A 14,851-nucleotide genomic window follows, 5' to 3' on the forward strand; every position below is an offset into this window, starting at 1 on the left:
TAGTATATTGGCGTTGAATTGGTTTTGTAAGTGGTTGTACAGAAGGGTCTGCAGCGTACCGGCGAAAGTGGGCGGGCTGGAAAGAAGACCTACGTTAAAAATGAAAAGGATCCAATCCTGGAGCCTAAATCAAGGGGGAGTACATGAAACGCAATTTGACAGCTAGCTCTGCAGCACGCAATTTGACGCCTATCGCCGCTGCTGTGGCTATGTTGATGGCAGGCGCGAGTTTTTCGGCGCATGCGCAGGACGCCGTTGCAAAAGAGACCAAGCCTGCAGCAACGGCTGATGCTGATGCCGGCCAGACCGTCGTCGTGACGGGTATCCGTGCATCGCTGGAACAATCCTTGAACCAAAAACGTAATTCCGACAGCCTGGTTGAAGTGATTACGGCGGAAGACGTGGGCAAGATGCCAGATAAGAACGTTGCTGATTCCCTGCAACGCTTGCCAGGCGTCAGCGTGGCCGCTGCCGGCGGCGGCGAAGGCAGTTTTGGCGAGAACGACCGTGTCGCCCTGCGCGGCACACCGTTCGGCCTGACCCTGACCACCTTCAATGGCCATTCGGTTGGCAGCGGTGACTGGTTTGCCGACAACATCATCGGTGGCGGCCGCAGCGTCAGCTTCTCGCTATTTCCTTCGGAGCTGATCGGCCGCGTGACTGTGCATAAAGGTTCGCAAGCCAATCTGCTGGAAGGCGGCGCCGAAGGCGTGGTTGATATCGAGAGCCGCAAGCCGCTCGACTTCAAAAAATCCCTGACGGGCCAGGTCAGCCTGGGCACCGTGTACTCCTCCAACTCGGGCAAGAAAGATCCTCAGTTCAGCGGCATGATCAACTGGAAGAATGAAGCCAGCACGCTCGGTGTATTGGTGCAGGGTTTCCATCAGAAACGTACGCTGAGCCGCGTCGGCCAGGAAAATCAGATTTGGTACGACAAAGTCGAGCCGGGTTCCGCGATGGCCCAGGGCATCCCTGGTGCAGCTGGCGCCATGACCAACTATCTGGGTGGCACCGCCTGGTTTGAACAGCAGCGTACCCGCGATGGGGGCCTCATCGATATCCAGCTTAAGCCATCGAAGGACCTGATGCTGGACCTGACCCTGTTCCATTCGCAGCTCGACGCGCCCAACATCAACCACAACTTCATGCAATCGCTGGGCCGTGCAATTGGCAATACCTGGGCTTCGCCTGGCTATCCTGGCGCGAATGTCACCGGTACCGTCAGCAATGGCGTCGTGACAAGCGTCAATGCCACGATTCCGGCCAATTGCACGACTTGCAGCACAATGTCCGGTTCAGTGCAGGAAATTTTTAGCCGTCCTGTCGCTAAGAGCAAGTCCAACTTCATCAATCTGGACGGTAAATACCGCGTCAACGATCGCCTGATGCTGACCAGTAAGCTCGGCACCACCAAAGGCGTCGGCGAAACCGTGAGCGGCGCGCTCGGTGTTTGGATGCCTTGGACTGGCGGCGGCTACACCATGAACGGTGCAAACAATCCGATCAAATACAACATTCCTGGCGCTGACAAGTTTTCGATCGGCGGCAACAGCGGTGATCCGTACACCTACGGCTCGCATGTGAAGGCTGTGGACAAGGAAACGTATGGCCAAGTCGACGCCACGCTGAAACTCGATTTGCCTGCCATTTCGTCCCTGCAGTTTGGCGCGCGCGTAGCGCAGCACGAGCGTAAACTGGATGCGATCGGCATCAATTCGAATGTCGCAGGCAATACGGCTGCTGACGCCCTGGGCAACCGAGCCAACCTGCCGTTAGGCGGCCTGACCTCGTTCCCCAATGGTTTTAACGATCTGGGCACGAATGGTGCGGGCTATTGGACGTTCTCGCAAGCTGCCGTCAATGGCTGGCTGAGCAAGTATGCCAACTACTCCGGCCACCTGCGCCAGAATGAATTCAACATCAAGGAGCCGACCCAATCGGCCTATGCAATGTTGAATTTCGGTGCCGACAGCTTCTCCGGTAACATCGGCGTACGTTTTGTGCACACCAAGGAAGATGTCGACCGCTACGAATTGAATCCATCGGCGCAGTATGTCATCAAGAACTATACGAATACGTATAACGACTTCTTGCCTAGCGCCAACTTCCGTCTGGATGTGACGAAAGATATCGTTGGCCGTTTCGGTATCAGCCGCACCATGGCGCGTCCTGAACTGGGCATGATGGCTGGCTTGGACTTGCGCGATCAGCAATTGTTTGGCATCGTCGGCAATCCGAACTTGCGTCCGATCCGTGCCAACAATGCTGAAATCGGCGTGGAATGGTATTTTGCTCCGAAGTCGATGTTGTCGGCTGGCGCTTTCTACTCGGCACTCGATGGCTACGTGACGTATGGCAGCGGCAAGGCAACGTTCTTCAATCAGTTGCAAGGTAAAAACACCGAGTATGTGGTCGGCACCCCGATCAACACGACGGCTGAAGTCAAAGGTATTGAACTGGCCTACGTACAAGCTCTGCCAGCTGGTTTTGGGATCAACGCCAACTACACCTTTACGGATGGCAAGGAAACCGGTAAAGCAGCAGGTTCGGCTTGCGGCGCCTTGGTTAGCCCGGATTGCACGCTGATCGGCACGTCGAAGAATGCGTACAACATTGGCGGCTTCTTTGAAAACGAGAAGCTCAGCGCGCGTTTGACGTACAACTTCCGTTCTGGTTACCTGAACGGTACCAGCCGAAATAGTGCGGCCTTCCAGTCGTCGATCGGCAGCCTGTCGGCATCTATTGCCTATCAGTTGACCGAAAACCTGGCGATCACGCTAGATGGCAAGGACTTGAACAATCCGACTGTGCGTTCCGTCATCCATACTCCTGGTGTCGCCGATATGCCAGGCGCGTTGTACAAGAACGGCCGTCAGATCTATTTGTCACTGCAAGGCAAGATGTAAAATTTTTTATGTAGTTGATGCTTGCCGGCGGATACCCGGGATGGCATGACAATGGCGGAGCGCGACTGGCTCCGCCATTTTTTATTGCAAGATGGTTTCTTTACATGGTGGGATACCTCCGATGACATTACACGCAATGCTGGCTTGCTGCGCCTGCGCGCTGCCTCTGGCGGCTACGGCCGTCCCCGCCGCACCGATCTTCGCGCCGGAAGTGGTGGCTTATTATCCGGGCTGGAAATCGGCCGATTTTCCTGTGAACGAGCACAATATTGGCGCTGGCAATGTCAGCCTGATCCAGTATGCGTTCGCCGACATCTGCTGGGATGGCGAACATGGCAATCGCGCGCCCGAGGGCGGTGGCGTGGGCGCCTGCCTGGATGCGGACGGCCAGCCGTCACGGCCGGCAAATGGCAGCATCGTACTGGCGGCACCGCAAGTCGATGCCGACAACTTGCGCAAGCTCAACGCGCTCAAGCAAAGTAATCCGCGCCTGCGCGTACTGCTGTCGGTAGGTGGCTGGATCTGGTCGAACCGTTTTTCGGACGTCGCCGCTACGCCAGCTGCGCGCCAGGCGTTTATCGCGTCCGCGCTGGAACTGGTGCGCCGGCACGGCCTCGATGGTATCGATATCGACTGGGAGCATCCGGCCACGGGAGGGATTGCCTGCATCGAAGGCAGGGTCTGCCACCGCAGCGACGACAAGGAAAACTATGTGCGTCTGGCTAGCGAGTTGCGCAGCGCATTCGAGCAAGCCGGCAAGCACGATGGGGGCCGTCATTACCTGATCACCATTGCCGCTGGCGCGCATGCCAGCCTGAGCGACGACGGCGATGCCGCATCCGGCTGGATGGCTCGCCTTGCGGCGCAGCTCGATTGGATCAACCTGATGACGTATGACTACCGTGGCGTGTGGGATGCCGAGAATGGCCAGCTGGCGCCCCTGTATGCCGACCCGGCCGACCCGCAGCGCGCAAAGCATCCGTATGCAGACGCCACCGTGACGCGCTTCCTACGCGCGGGCGTGCCTGCCGCCAAGCTGGTGCTGGGCGTGCCCTTCTATGGCTATGGCTGGAAGCAGTGCGCCGCAGGTCCCCGCGGTGACGGCCTGTATCAGCCTTGCCAGGGCGCGGCTAGCGGCAATGACGGTACACCGACCTTTACTTACCGGCATCTGATCGAGCAGGGCTATCTGGTCGATGGTCAGGGCGCGCGGGGCTTTCGGCGCTACTGGAATGCTGCGTCGCAAGTGCCGTATCTGTACAACCGCGATAGCGGCGTCTTCATCAGCTATGAGGATGCGCAATCGGTAGCCGGAAAAGTGCGCTATATCCGCCATAAGGGTTTGCGTGGTGGCATGTTCTGGGAGTTGAGCGGCGATGCGCAGCAGGTGCTGGGCACGGCCCTGGCGCCCATCCTGAAGGTAGCGCAGCCATGAACCAGCGCTACCTCGCCCTCGACGTCCTGCGCGGCCTGACCGTGGCGCTGATGATCGTCGTCAATACGCCCGGCGACTGGGGCAGCGTGTATGCGCCGTTCCTGCATGCCGAATGGCATGGTTTTACCCTGACGGATCTGGTCTTTCCCAGTTTTTTGTTTGTCGTCGGCAATGCGCTGGCCTTTGCGCTGGGGAAATATGAAAATTTGGGCCATGGCGCCGTGTTGGCCAAGCTGTGCAAGCGCAGCGCGCTGATCTTTTTACTCGGCTTCTTGCTGTACTGGTTCCCCTTCTTCAAGATTGACGATGCGGGCCAGTTCGCCTGGTCGTCCCTGTCGCAGACGCGTATCCCCGGCGTACTACAGCGCATCGCCGTGTGCTACCTGGCCGCCGCCCTGATTTTGCATTACTGGAAGACACGCGGCGCGCTGCTCTTCAGCGCCGCTGCCTTGCTCGGCTACTGGGCCATTCTGGCGACCTGGGGCGATTACAGCTTGCACGGCAATGCGCCGGCCAAGCTCGATTTGATCCTGCTGGGGGATAGCCACTTGTACCACGGCGAAGGCATCGCCTTCGACCCGGAAGGTATACTCGGCACCTTGCCGGCGATCGTCAATGTGATTGCCGGTTACCTGGTGGGCAGTTTTTTACGCCAGACGGCGCCGGCGCAGCTGCGCTTCAGCTTGCTTCAACTGGCGGTGGCTGGCGTCATCTGCGTGGTGGTGGCACTGTGCTGGAATGAAGTGTTGCCGATCAACAAAAAATTGTGGACTAGCTCTTATGTGATGCTGGGCATAGGCCTCGATTTGCTGCTGCTCGCTTCGCTGATGTTGATCATCGACGTGCGTCAAATGACGGGCTGGACCTATTTCTTTGAAGTCTACGGCAAGAACACCCTGTTCATTTACCTGGTCTCGGAAGTGCTGGTGATCATCGCGTTTACCGTGCGTGTCGGTGGCGTCAATCTGTACCAGTGGCTGTACCAGCAGTGGTTCACGGGCTGGGCTCCGGCGCGCGTGGGTTCGCTGCTGTTTGCCGTCAGCTTCATGCTGCTGTGCTGGCTGATCGCCTACGCGATGGACAAGCGCAAGATCTACATCAAGGTCTAGCGCTAAAACTTCAGCTTCAAGCCGTAGCGCGTGGCCAGGGCGGTGAAGAGCAGCATCAGGGCGGTAACGGCGGCGGCATTCCACAGGCCGGCTGCACCGCCCGTTTCCAGGTAGGGCCACCAGAAACGCGGCAAGTGCAGCACGGTCGCCAGTTGTTGCCACAGGTCGGGCACGATGTAGGCGAACAGGGCATTGGTGCCGGCGGGCAATAGCAGCACCGCCCAGGCACGCCAGCGCCACACGTCGATGACGATATAAAACACCAGGAACAGGGCCAGGATGATGGCGCTGCACACCAGGGTATACGATTCCGTCGCCGCGATCTTGTTGATGTGGTGATACGGCCGCAGCAGCAGGCCGGCCGCCAGCAGGCCCAGCGCGAACCAGGCCATGAAACGTATCCTCTGGGTATGCTTCAGGGCCGCGTCGCGCAGGAACAGCTGACCCACCAGGGTGCCGGCCAGCACATTGGCCGCCGTCGACCCTAGTACTTGCGGCACGTTGACGATGGCGTTTACGCCAGCGGGCAAGAAATCCAGGCTGCCAGCCGTACCGCCCATGTAGAGCGCGATTAGCAGGGCAAATACGCCCATCAGCGCCGTGCTGCTACCCTGGCACGCCAGATATAGCAAGCTGCACAGCAAGTAGGACCAGCCTATCATGCCGAGGATGCCCCACCACGACGGTTGTAGCCAGGTGCTGGAAAACTCGCTGTTCAGTTCACCACGGAACGTTGCCAGCAGGAACAGCATCAGCACGCCCCCAGCGGCCAGCTCAAGCTTACCTGCGCCCTGGCGCCACAGCAGAATCATGGCCGCATAAAACAGCAGGAAATAGACGCAGTGCGAGACGGCGTGCGGCAGCAGCACCGCCTGGGCATCGTAGCGGTAGGCATTCGCCAGCATCACGCCGGCCAGCATCAGGCTGGCGGAGCGCCACAGCAGACGCCCCAGCAACGCTGGCGTGACGTGGCCGCAATGGCGCTGCATGGCCAGCGGAATGGCCATGCCGAGCATGAACAGAAAACCGGGAAAGACCAGGTCGGGCAGGCTGATGCCGTCGGCGCTTGGACCCGTATGTTCGAGCCAGTAGGCGATGCCGGGCATGCCGGCCAGGTAGTTGACCCAGATCATGGTCACGATCACGCAGCCGCGAAAGGCGTCCAGGCTGATTAAGCGTTCGGTGGCGGTGGCGGTGGCTGGCGGCATGGCAAGATGAAAAAAAGTCGAAAAAAAAGCAGCCCCGGCCTGAGCCGGGGACTGCCTTGCGCTTACGCTAGGGAGCAGGAATTACTGTGCCGCTGCCGGTGTCGCCGCTGCCGTGGCAGGACGGTTCAGCCACAGGATCCAGTAGCGCGCCAGGTCACCCACGCCGTCGCCGCCCTTGACTGTTTCCAGGACTTTGATGGCGTCGTCTGTCTTGCCGGCCATGGCGTAGGAGTAGCCGAGGCGCAGCTTGGCGTCTTCCGGGCGCTTCAGGCCGCCCTTGGCGATGCCTTTCTGGATCAGGTCGATACCTTTGTCGAACTGGTCCATCGTCACGAAGGCGTAGCCCAGGTTGATCAAGCCCGTGCCATCTTTGCTCTTCATGGCCGAGGCTTCGCCGCTGGCGATACTTTTCGCATCATCGGCGGCCGCCTTGTTGGCCTGGTCGCGCAGTTTCTTGTGCTTGGCAGCATTCGCACCCGTGCCCAGCACGCTTTTTGCAAAGCCCGCGTCGAGGACTTTTTTCGCTTCCGTCGGGAAGGCGTTCAGCAGTGCAATTTCAGCCATGTCGCTGTAATCTTGCGGCGGCATGGTGGCCACGGCCTTGAATTGCAGGCGCAGCACGTCCAGCGCGAAGCGGTCCGAATAGCCAGCCTTGCCCTGCAGCCGGCCCAGCAGGTCGCTCCAGTAATCGTCCGACGGGAAGTAGCGCACCAGGTTTTCCATGGCGATCAGGTAGGTGGCCGGATCCTTGCTCTTCGAGCCCGTATTGGCCAGTAATTGCAATTCTTCGATGGCCGGCGTCTTGCCTGCTTGCTGCTTGGCGCTCAGGTCGGCCATCAGTTCCTGTTTCGCGCGCGCGAAATCATTGCTGAAGTAATAGGCGCGGATAATGTAGGGGCGCACGGTGGTCAAGTCACCTGTTTCCGTCTGGTAACGGGTGAACCATTTGATAGCGTTCGGGTAATCCTTGGCGTTGTAGTGGTAGTTCGCCAGCGCCTGGATGAAGTCGCCCTGGGCTTTCTTCTCCAGCTTGCCCGATTCGATCACCGCTTCGAGTGCCGTCATAGCCATCGTCTTATTGTTGGTGGTGGAGGCCAGCGCTACGCGCAGGCGGTTCAGCACGAACAATTCATAGGGCGTCAGGGCGGGAATGGCTGCTGTCTGGTCGATGCGGCTTTGCACATCGTCGTAGTTTTTTGCATCCATCGAGGCCTTCACGGCGGTCGGATCGAGCAGTTTGAATACTTCAGGGCGCACCGTGTCTGCGGGCACGGCAGCGGGCGCACCGGCTGCAGCGGCTGGCTTGGTGTCCTGTGCGTGCGACAGGGCTGGCAGGATGTTCATGCCGATGGCAGCGAGGATCAGGCTGAGACGGGCAAGACGGAATTGGGACATGGCTTATCCTTCAATCAATAACAAAAATACGCACCGGCACTGTCTGCCGCAGCATCGCGCAGCAGCATCGTAAAGGGGCAGGGAATCTTAAAAAATATATTTCCGCCATTGCGCCCGCTGAAGTCCAAGGGCGATGGCATCGTAAACAGCGGCTATTGTCACATAAACTGCTGGGCTGGTGCGGCAAACGTGTGCGCCAGTGCTTGCCCTTTGGCATCAAACAGCAGGCAGCGTTGCGGCGGCAGATACAGGCGCAGCGTCTCGCCCGTGCGGCGCAAGCCATCCTCGGCCGGCAGCTTGACGGCCAGCATCTCGGCCAGCATCCCGGCCACACTTGGCATGCTGGCGTAGACGATGGCCACGTCGCCCAGGTATTCGACATGGCTGACGGCGGCGTCGAGCACGTTGTTTTCTGCATGACTGCCCACATCAGCATGCTCGCGCAGGCTGATATGTTCGGCGCGCACGCCCAGCGTCAGCCGCTCGCCTGGCACCACGGCGTCACCTTGCGCCTCGACCTCGATGACGCCGCCGCCGGGCACGCGCACGGCCACCGTGCGGCGGCTACAGGCAACGACCTCGCAAGCGATGAAGTTCATTTTCGGCGCGCCCAGGAAGCCGGCCACGAAGAGGTTGCCGGGATGGTTGTACAGTGCGTGCGGACTACCCACCTGCTCGATGCGCCCGCCATTGAACACCACAATGCGCTCGCCCAGTGTCATCGCTTCGACCTGGTCGTGCGTGACGTAGATCATGGTGGTTTTTAATTCCTGGTGCAGGCGCGAAATCTCCACGCGCATCTGCACGCGCAGCGAGGCATCGAGGTTCGACAGCGGTTCGTCGAACAGGAACACCTTGGGCTTGCGCACGATGGCGCGGCCGATGGCCACGCGCTGGCGCTGGCCGCCCGACAGGTCCTTGGGTTTGCGCTTGAGCAAAGGCGTGATCTGCAGGATCTCGGCCGCGCGCTCGACGGCGGCGCGCACCTCCGCCTTCTTGTGTCCGGCCAGGTTCAGGGCAAAAGCCATGTTCTCGAACACCGTCATGTGCGGATACAGGGCGTAGCTCTGGAAGACCATCGCCAAGCCCCGCTCGGCCGGCGCGATATCGTTGGCCAGCCGGCCGTCGATATGCAGCTCGCCGTCGCTGATGTCTTCCAGCCCGGCGATCATGCGCAGCAGGGTTGATTTGCCGCAGCCTGACGGCCCCACGAAGACGACGAATTCGCCGTCACCGATAGCGAGGTCGATACCGTGGATGACGGCCTGCTTATCGTCGTAGCGCTTGACGATATTGTTTAAAACGATGTGTGCCATGTAATGGTTCTATCCTAGCTGGCGCTGGCGGGCGTCTGGGGGGTATCGGCCTTGCAGGGGGCAGTTTCGCCGGCATCTGCCTTGGCGCCGATACGCATGAAGCGCGACAGGATCAAGACGGGCAGGGCCGACACCAGCACCCACAGGAAAAAGGTCTTGTAGCCGAGCGCCGTCTGGATGTCGCCGCTGATCATCTTGAACAGCACGAAACCGAGCTGCATCACGCCAGTGGCAAACGCATAGTGGGCCGTCTGGTACTTGCCGACCGAGACCACTTGCATCATGAACAGGATCAGGCCCACGAAGCCAAAGCCATAACCGAACATTTCCACGCTGAGCGCGGCCGTGATCAGGGTCAGATCGGTCGGCATGCTGTGGCTCAGGTAATAGAACACCAGGTTCGGCAAATTCATGGCCAGGATCAGGAAGAACATGGCGCGTTTCAAGCCTAGCCAGGAAGTGAAATAGCCGCCGCCTATGCTGCCCAGCAAAAAGGCCACGGTGCCGGCCGTGCCGTACACGGCGCCCACTTCCGTCGTCGACAAGCCCAGGCCGCCCAGCTCGCGCGCTTCGCGCAGGAACAGCGGGCCGATGGTCTGCACTTGCGCCTCGCCGGCGCGGAACAGGATGATGAAGGCGATCATGCCCCAGATGCCGGGCTTGTTCAAGAAGTCCACCAGCACGTCCCACAAGGTGCGGCTGATGCCTGCCACGCTCTTGTCGGCCACGGCCGCGTTGCGCACTTGCGGCAGCGCCCACAGGTGGTACGCGGCCAGCGACAGCATCATCGCGCCGATGATCAGGAAGATCACCGACCATGCAGGCTTGATGCCGATTTCTTTCTCCAGGTAGCCGGCCAGGATCACCAGGCCGCCCAGCGAGATGAATTTGCCGGCATTGAAGAAGGCGCCCTGCCAGCCCGCGTAGGCCGCCTGCTGCTTGTCCGACAGGCTGGCGATGTACAGGCCGTCGCAGACGATGTCGTGCGTCGACGAGGCCAGCGCGGCGACGAACAGCACGGCGATGCAGGCGGCAAACCACAGCGGCGTTTGCAGCGCCAGCGCGATCAGGCCCAGGCTCAGGCCACCGGCGAACTGGAACAGCACCACCATGCTCTTCTTGCTCGACGCCAGCTCCAGGAAGGGGCTCCACAGCGACTTGAAGACCCAGGCAAAGCCGATCAGGCCGGTCCAGCGGGCGATCTGGTCGTTTGGCACGCCCATGCTCTTGAACATCAGGCCGGCCACCAGGGCGACCGCGTAAAACGGCAGGCCCTGGGCGAAGTATAAGGTGGGCACCCAGGAAATCGGGCTGCGTATGCCGCCCTTGCTACTGCTATTGCTATTGGTCTTGTGGTTCATGGATGCTTCCTCGGGTCGTCTTGAAAGTCGGGTATTGCGGTCGGTAAAAAAGCGCGCTTACTGGCAGCGCCGCCTGGCCTCGGCCATGATGATGCAGTCAGCCGCCTCCTGCGCGTATACGTCGCTGCCAGCCGGATAGCGTGCGGCCAGTGCCGCCAGGCGCTGCAGCCGCGCACCCACGCCTTGCAGCGGCAAGGTGCCAGACGCCAGTGCGGCGCTGACGGCGGCCAGCGCTGCCGGTAGCTGCGCCGCATCTGCCAGCAGGACCATGTCGGCGCCGGCGGCCAGGGCGCGCGCGCCGACATGCTCGCCGTGCGCGGCTATGCCGGGCGTCAGCAGCACGCCGTCATAGCCCCACTGCTGGCGCAGCAAGCCATGCATTACCGCAGGCGACAGGCTGGCGGGTTGGCGTGCATCGAGTGCCGTATAAGTTACGTGCGCGCTCATCATCGAGGCCGTCTGCGCGGCGGCCTGGCGAAACGGTACGAAATCGTGTTCTTCCAGCTGCGAGCGGATCTTGGCGACGCTGGGCACGATGGCGCTGGCGCCAGGTTGCGGCAGGTACAGCCGGGCGCAGCACGCCACGCCTTCGGCCTGGCAGCCCGCCGTCCAGGCTTGCGTCATGGCGGTCGCTTGTGCAGGATCGCCGCCAAACGCCTGCGCAGCGTCAGGTGCCTGTGCTGCGCCGGTGTCGAGATTGATCAGGGGGGCCAGCAGCCAGTTGATGCCCAATGAGCGCAAGCCGCGTGCCGTCGCCGCGCCCATGCCGTTGGCCAGTTCTGCGTCACCCAAGGCACACAGTTGCATGGCGCTCGGTGGCTGTGGCAGCCAGGCCGGATAGGCTGAGGGCATGCCGGCCGTATCGATGGCGATCAGCGCCTGCGGGCCCAGGGCGAGCCGCAAGTGCGCGCTCAGGCGCGTCAGTTGCGCCGCATCGCGCAGATTGCCCGCGCGCAGGCACACGGCGCGCACGCCGTTCGCCTGCAGCCATTGGAGCGTGGCTGCATCGAGCTCGGTGCCGACGACGCCCGTCATCAGCAACTGCCCGGCAAGCCGGCGCAGGTCGGTGGCGATGGTGGCGCTCATTTGACGGCGCCGTCCATGCCGCGCATGAAGAAGCGCTGGGTGAACAGGAACGCCAGCAGGGTAGGCACAATGGTGATCAGGGTGCCGGCGGCGATCACGCGCGTGCTGCTGCCGAAGGTGCCGCGCAAATACAGCACGCCCACCGAGAGGGGAAATTCATCGGGTTTGCTCATGACGATGGAGGGCCAGATGTATTCATTCCACGATTCCACAGCCGTCAGAATACCGACGGTGGCCAGCCAGGGTGTGATCAGGGGCAGCATGATGCGGCTGAAGATCACCCATTCGGAGGCGCCGTCGACTCTGGCCGCATCGATCAGGTCTTGCGGCACTTCCTCGAACGCCTGCTTGAGCAGCAAAATGGCCACGGCCGTCACCACGTTGGGCAGGATGACGCCCGTGTAGGTGTCGACCAGGCTCATTTGCGTGATGGTGATGAAGTTGACGAGGAAATTGACTTCCGATGGCAGCACCAGGGTGGCCAGGATCAGGCCGAACACCAGCTTGCGGCCACGGAATTTCAGGCGCGCCAGCGGGTACGCGGCGAGTGAACATAGCAGCAGTTTCCAGAACACGGTGAACACGGCGATCAGCACCGAGTTCTTGAAAAATGACCAGATGGGAATCGCCTTGAACACTTCGACGAAGTTTTCCAGCGACGGCGCCTTCGGCCAGAAGGTAGGTGGAAAGGCGAAGATATTGCCCTGCGTGGAAATGGCTGTCACCAGCGTCCACCAGAACGGGAAGACGCAGACGACGGCGATCGCGCACAGCACGGCATAGTGGCCCGTGTATTGGACTAGGTGCTGCAAACGTGTTTGCATGGGGCGGGAACGGGTTTTCATGGTCATTCCGCTGTCAGCGATGCTTGGGTTTGAGATAGCGCAGGCATAGCAGGGCGATGCCGATGCAAAAGAGGGACACGACGAAGCTGGCGGCCAGCGCGCGCGGCAGTTTCAAATGTTTGAGGCCCTGATCGTAGGCATAGTACAGCGCCGTGAAGGTGGAATTCATCGGGCCGCCCTGGGTCAGCACGTCGACTTCCTGGTAAGCCTTCAATGCCGCCAGCACGGACAGGATGGTGCACAGCATGATGGTCGGGCGCAGCATCGGCACGGTGATCTTCCAGAAGCGCTGCCAGCGGTTGGCGCCATCGAGCATGGCCGCTTCCTGCATGTCCGACGGGATCGACTGCAGCGCCGCCAGGTACATCACCATGTACCAGCCCAGGCCGCGCCACAGGGTGACGAACATGACGGCAAACAGGGCCAGGCTGTCGTTCGTCAGCCAGCCCACGGGCGCGTTGACGAGTTTCAGGGTCAGCATCACGTAATTGAGCGCACCCTGTTCATGGAACATGAAGCCCCACATGATGCCGACCACGGAAACGGTGGTCACGACGGGCACGTAGAAGGCGGCACGGAACAAACGGATGCCGGGCAGGCGGTTGTTGACCAGCACGGCCAGCACGATGGCGCCCACCTGCACGAAAGGCACCATCAGCAAAAACACCAGCGAATTCTTTAAACCCGAGACGAACATCTCGTTGTTGAAGATGTAGCGAAAGTTATCGAGGCCGACGAAGCGCGTCTCGCGTATCAGGCTGTAGTCGGTGAAGGCCAGCACGGAGCCGTAGCCGACGGGCCAGAAGGAAAAGGCGGCCAGCAGCAGCAGGGCCGGGGCGAGGAACAGCCAGGCTTGCACGCTGTGGCGGTGAGCGAGTTTCATGGTGTCCTTAGTGGCGTGGCAGGGTGGCCAGCTTCTTGTTCCAGATGGCGACGGCCTGGTCCAGCGCCTGCTTGACATCTTGCTTGCCCGTGACGCCCGCCTCGACGGCTTTGACCAGCGAGCGGCGCAATTCGTCGTAGTCATCGATGCCGGCCACGTACAGCGTGCGCGAGTGGCCCATCGACAGGGCGCCAGCGGCAACGGCCTTTTCGGCCGCGCCTGCGTCCTTGGGCGTGGCGAGGAAAAACGGGTCGGCCGCCGCCTTGATGGTGGTCGGGAAGACGCTGGCCTGGCGCGCGAAGTTCAACTGGTTTTCGTCGTTCGTGAGGAAGCGCGCGAACTTGCCGACCGATGGCAATAGGCGCGCCGGCACGCCTTTCGGAATGGCGAAGTGCACCAGCCAGCCGCCATCGGCAATGCCGGTGGGGCCCAGCGGCGCGGGCGCCACGTCGGTGATGGCGTAGATGTCTTGCGCATCGCCGCCGATGCGCTGCATGGCCGTCGGCGGTGCCAGCAGCATGCCCAGGCGGCCGCCCTTGTAAGCATCGATCACGGCGGGGAAGTTATCTTCGGCGAACAGGCTTTCTCTCAGCAGGCCGCCGACCTTGTAGGTGTCGGCCAGTTTTTGTACCAATGCCACGTGCTGCGGCGAATTGAAGACGGCGCGCTTGTCGACGATGACGGCCAGGCCCTGCTGCATGAACAGACCGTCGATCTTGGAGAGCGCTGGGGCGATGCCGGCCTTGCCCGTGCGTTGCGCGATCTGGCGCGCGAATGCCAGTTGTTCATCCAGGCTGGCAGGGCCGCGCGTGAGCCCGGCCTGCTTGAAAATGGCGGTGTTGAAGGCGATCACCGCGACATTGCTGTACATGGGGAAGCCGTAGGTGTGGCCCTTGAAGCGCAGGTCTTCCAGCGCGCTCGGAATGTAGCTGGCGCGTGCCTGCGCGATCAGGCCATCGACTGGCGTGAGCAAGCCGTCGCGCGCGTATTCATCGGCCCAGGGCACGTTCAGGCTCACTAGCGCCGGTGGCGTACCGGCCACGATGCGCGTGACCAGCTTGGTCTGGATGACGTCCCACGGGAAGTCGATCCATTCAATCTTGAGGCCGGGATTTTGCGCCTCATAGCGCGCCACCAACGCGCTGAAATAGGGCGTGAATTTGGGCTTCATGCTGAAGGTCCAGAATTCGATTTTCTCGGCAGCCCATGCCTGTGGCGCGAGCAGGCCCGCGCAGGCAAACACTGCCAACAGTCTCTTGATCATTATTATTATCCCGGCCAGTGGCCCCGTAAGTGCCGGGGTCGGC

11 protein-coding genes are annotated in these 14,851 nt (G+C 61.2%); 3 read left to right on the top strand and 8 right to left on the bottom strand.

What is annotated here, in order from left to right; genetic code table 11:
* Positions 1–143: 143 nt before the first annotated feature.
* The 3 genes from ACQ4V8_RS07835 to ACQ4V8_RS07845 all read left to right on the top strand — a co-directional run bounded on the left by ACQ4V8_RS07835 (position 144) and on the right by ACQ4V8_RS07845 (position 5,450).
* Complete coding sequence (locus tag ACQ4V8_RS07835; RefSeq protein ID WP_436571195.1) at positions 144–2,906, top strand: TonB-dependent receptor; 2,763 nt, start codon at positions 144–146, stop codon at positions 2,904–2,906.
* Between the two features lie 121 nt (positions 2,907–3,027).
* The gene (locus ACQ4V8_RS07840; protein WP_436571196.1) at positions 3,028–4,341 is read left to right on the top strand and encodes a glycoside hydrolase family 18 protein; all 1,314 of its coding nucleotides are present in this window, start codon (positions 3,028–3,030) and stop codon (positions 4,339–4,341) included.
* Positions 4,338–5,450, top strand: coding sequence for an acyltransferase family protein (locus ACQ4V8_RS07845; protein ID WP_436571197.1), 1,113 nt, complete (start codon positions 4,338–4,340; stop codon positions 5,448–5,450). Before ACQ4V8_RS07840 ends, ACQ4V8_RS07845 begins: the two co-directional genes overlap by 4 nt.
* 2 nt (positions 5,451–5,452) lie before the next feature.
* Here the strand turns inward: ACQ4V8_RS07845 and ACQ4V8_RS07850 are convergent, their stop codons facing one another.
* The 8 genes from ACQ4V8_RS07850 to ACQ4V8_RS07885 all read right to left on the bottom strand — a co-directional run bounded on the left by ACQ4V8_RS07850 (position 5,453) and on the right by ACQ4V8_RS07885 (position 14,808).
* Positions 5,453–6,658, bottom strand: a complete 1,206-nt coding sequence (locus ACQ4V8_RS07850) for a DUF5009 domain-containing protein (protein WP_436571198.1) — start codon at positions 6,656–6,658, stop codon at positions 5,453–5,455.
* Positions 6,659–6,739: 81 nt separating this feature from the next.
* Complete coding sequence (locus ACQ4V8_RS07855; protein ID WP_010395538.1) at positions 6,740–8,053, bottom strand: tetratricopeptide repeat protein; 1,314 nt, start codon at positions 8,051–8,053, stop codon at positions 6,740–6,742.
* A gap of 158 nt (positions 8,054–8,211) precedes the next feature.
* Entirely contained in the window at positions 8,212–9,369 is a 1,158-nt protein-coding gene (locus ACQ4V8_RS07860) for an ABC transporter ATP-binding protein (protein ID WP_436571199.1), read from the bottom strand.
* Positions 9,370–9,383: 14 nt separating this feature from the next.
* A complete protein-coding gene (locus ACQ4V8_RS07865; RefSeq protein WP_070345668.1) occupies positions 9,384–10,730 on the bottom strand; it encodes an MFS transporter in 1,347 nt (448 codons plus the stop codon).
* Positions 10,731–10,787: 57 nt separating this feature from the next.
* A complete protein-coding gene (locus tag ACQ4V8_RS07870; RefSeq protein ID WP_010395546.1) occupies positions 10,788–11,816 on the bottom strand; it encodes a glycoside hydrolase family 3 N-terminal domain-containing protein in 1,029 nt (342 codons plus the stop codon).
* Positions 11,813–12,661, bottom strand: a complete 849-nt coding sequence (locus ACQ4V8_RS07875; protein ID WP_280720721.1) for a carbohydrate ABC transporter permease — start codon at positions 12,659–12,661, stop codon at positions 11,813–11,815. Before ACQ4V8_RS07875 ends, ACQ4V8_RS07870 begins: the two co-directional genes overlap by 4 nt.
* 13 nt (positions 12,662–12,674) lie before the next feature.
* The gene (locus ACQ4V8_RS07880) at positions 12,675–13,544 is read right to left on the bottom strand and encodes a carbohydrate ABC transporter permease (RefSeq protein WP_010395551.1); all 870 of its coding nucleotides are present in this window, start codon (positions 13,542–13,544) and stop codon (positions 12,675–12,677) included.
* A gap of 7 nt (positions 13,545–13,551) precedes the next feature.
* Positions 13,552–14,808, bottom strand: a complete 1,257-nt coding sequence (locus ACQ4V8_RS07885; RefSeq protein WP_436571200.1) for an ABC transporter substrate-binding protein — start codon at positions 14,806–14,808, stop codon at positions 13,552–13,554.
* Between the last annotated feature and the right edge of the window lie 43 nt (positions 14,809–14,851).

The sequence above is a fragment of the Janthinobacterium paucivorans genome, assembly GCF_051380805.1.
GTDB lineage: Bacteria > Pseudomonadota > Gammaproteobacteria > Burkholderiales > Burkholderiaceae_D > Janthinobacterium > Janthinobacterium lividum_D.

Coding starts and splice junctions, on each gene's coding strand:
- ACQ4V8_RS07850 (WP_436571198.1), bottom strand. CDS start 6,658: ATGCCGCCAGCCACCGCCACCGCCACCGAACGCTTAATCAGCCTGGAC.
- ACQ4V8_RS07870 (WP_010395546.1), bottom strand. CDS start 11,816: ATGAGCGCCACCATCGCCACCGACCTGCGCCGGCTTGCCGGGCAGTTG.
- ACQ4V8_RS07875 (WP_280720721.1), bottom strand. CDS start 12,661: ATGAAAACCCGTTCCCGCCCCATGCAAACACGTTTGCAGCACCTAGTC.
- ACQ4V8_RS07865 (WP_070345668.1), bottom strand. CDS start 10,730: ATGAACCACAAGACCAATAGCAATAGCAGTAGCAAGGGCGGCATACGC.
- ACQ4V8_RS07835 (WP_436571195.1), top strand. CDS start 144: ATGAAACGCAATTTGACAGCTAGCTCTGCAGCACGCAATTTGACGCCT.
- ACQ4V8_RS07880 (WP_010395551.1), bottom strand. CDS start 13,544: ATGAAACTCGCTCACCGCCACAGCGTGCAAGCCTGGCTGTTCCTCGCC.
- ACQ4V8_RS07860 (WP_436571199.1), bottom strand. CDS start 9,369: ATGGCACACATCGTTTTAAACAATATCGTCAAGCGCTACGACGATAAG.
- ACQ4V8_RS07885 (WP_436571200.1), bottom strand. CDS start 14,808: ATGATCAAGAGACTGTTGGCAGTGTTTGCCTGCGCGGGCCTGCTCGCG.
- ACQ4V8_RS07845 (WP_436571197.1), top strand. CDS start 4,338: ATGAACCAGCGCTACCTCGCCCTCGACGTCCTGCGCGGCCTGACCGTG.
- ACQ4V8_RS07840 (WP_436571196.1), top strand. CDS start 3,028: ATGACATTACACGCAATGCTGGCTTGCTGCGCCTGCGCGCTGCCTCTG.
- ACQ4V8_RS07855 (WP_010395538.1), bottom strand. CDS start 8,053: ATGTCCCAATTCCGTCTTGCCCGTCTCAGCCTGATCCTCGCTGCCATC.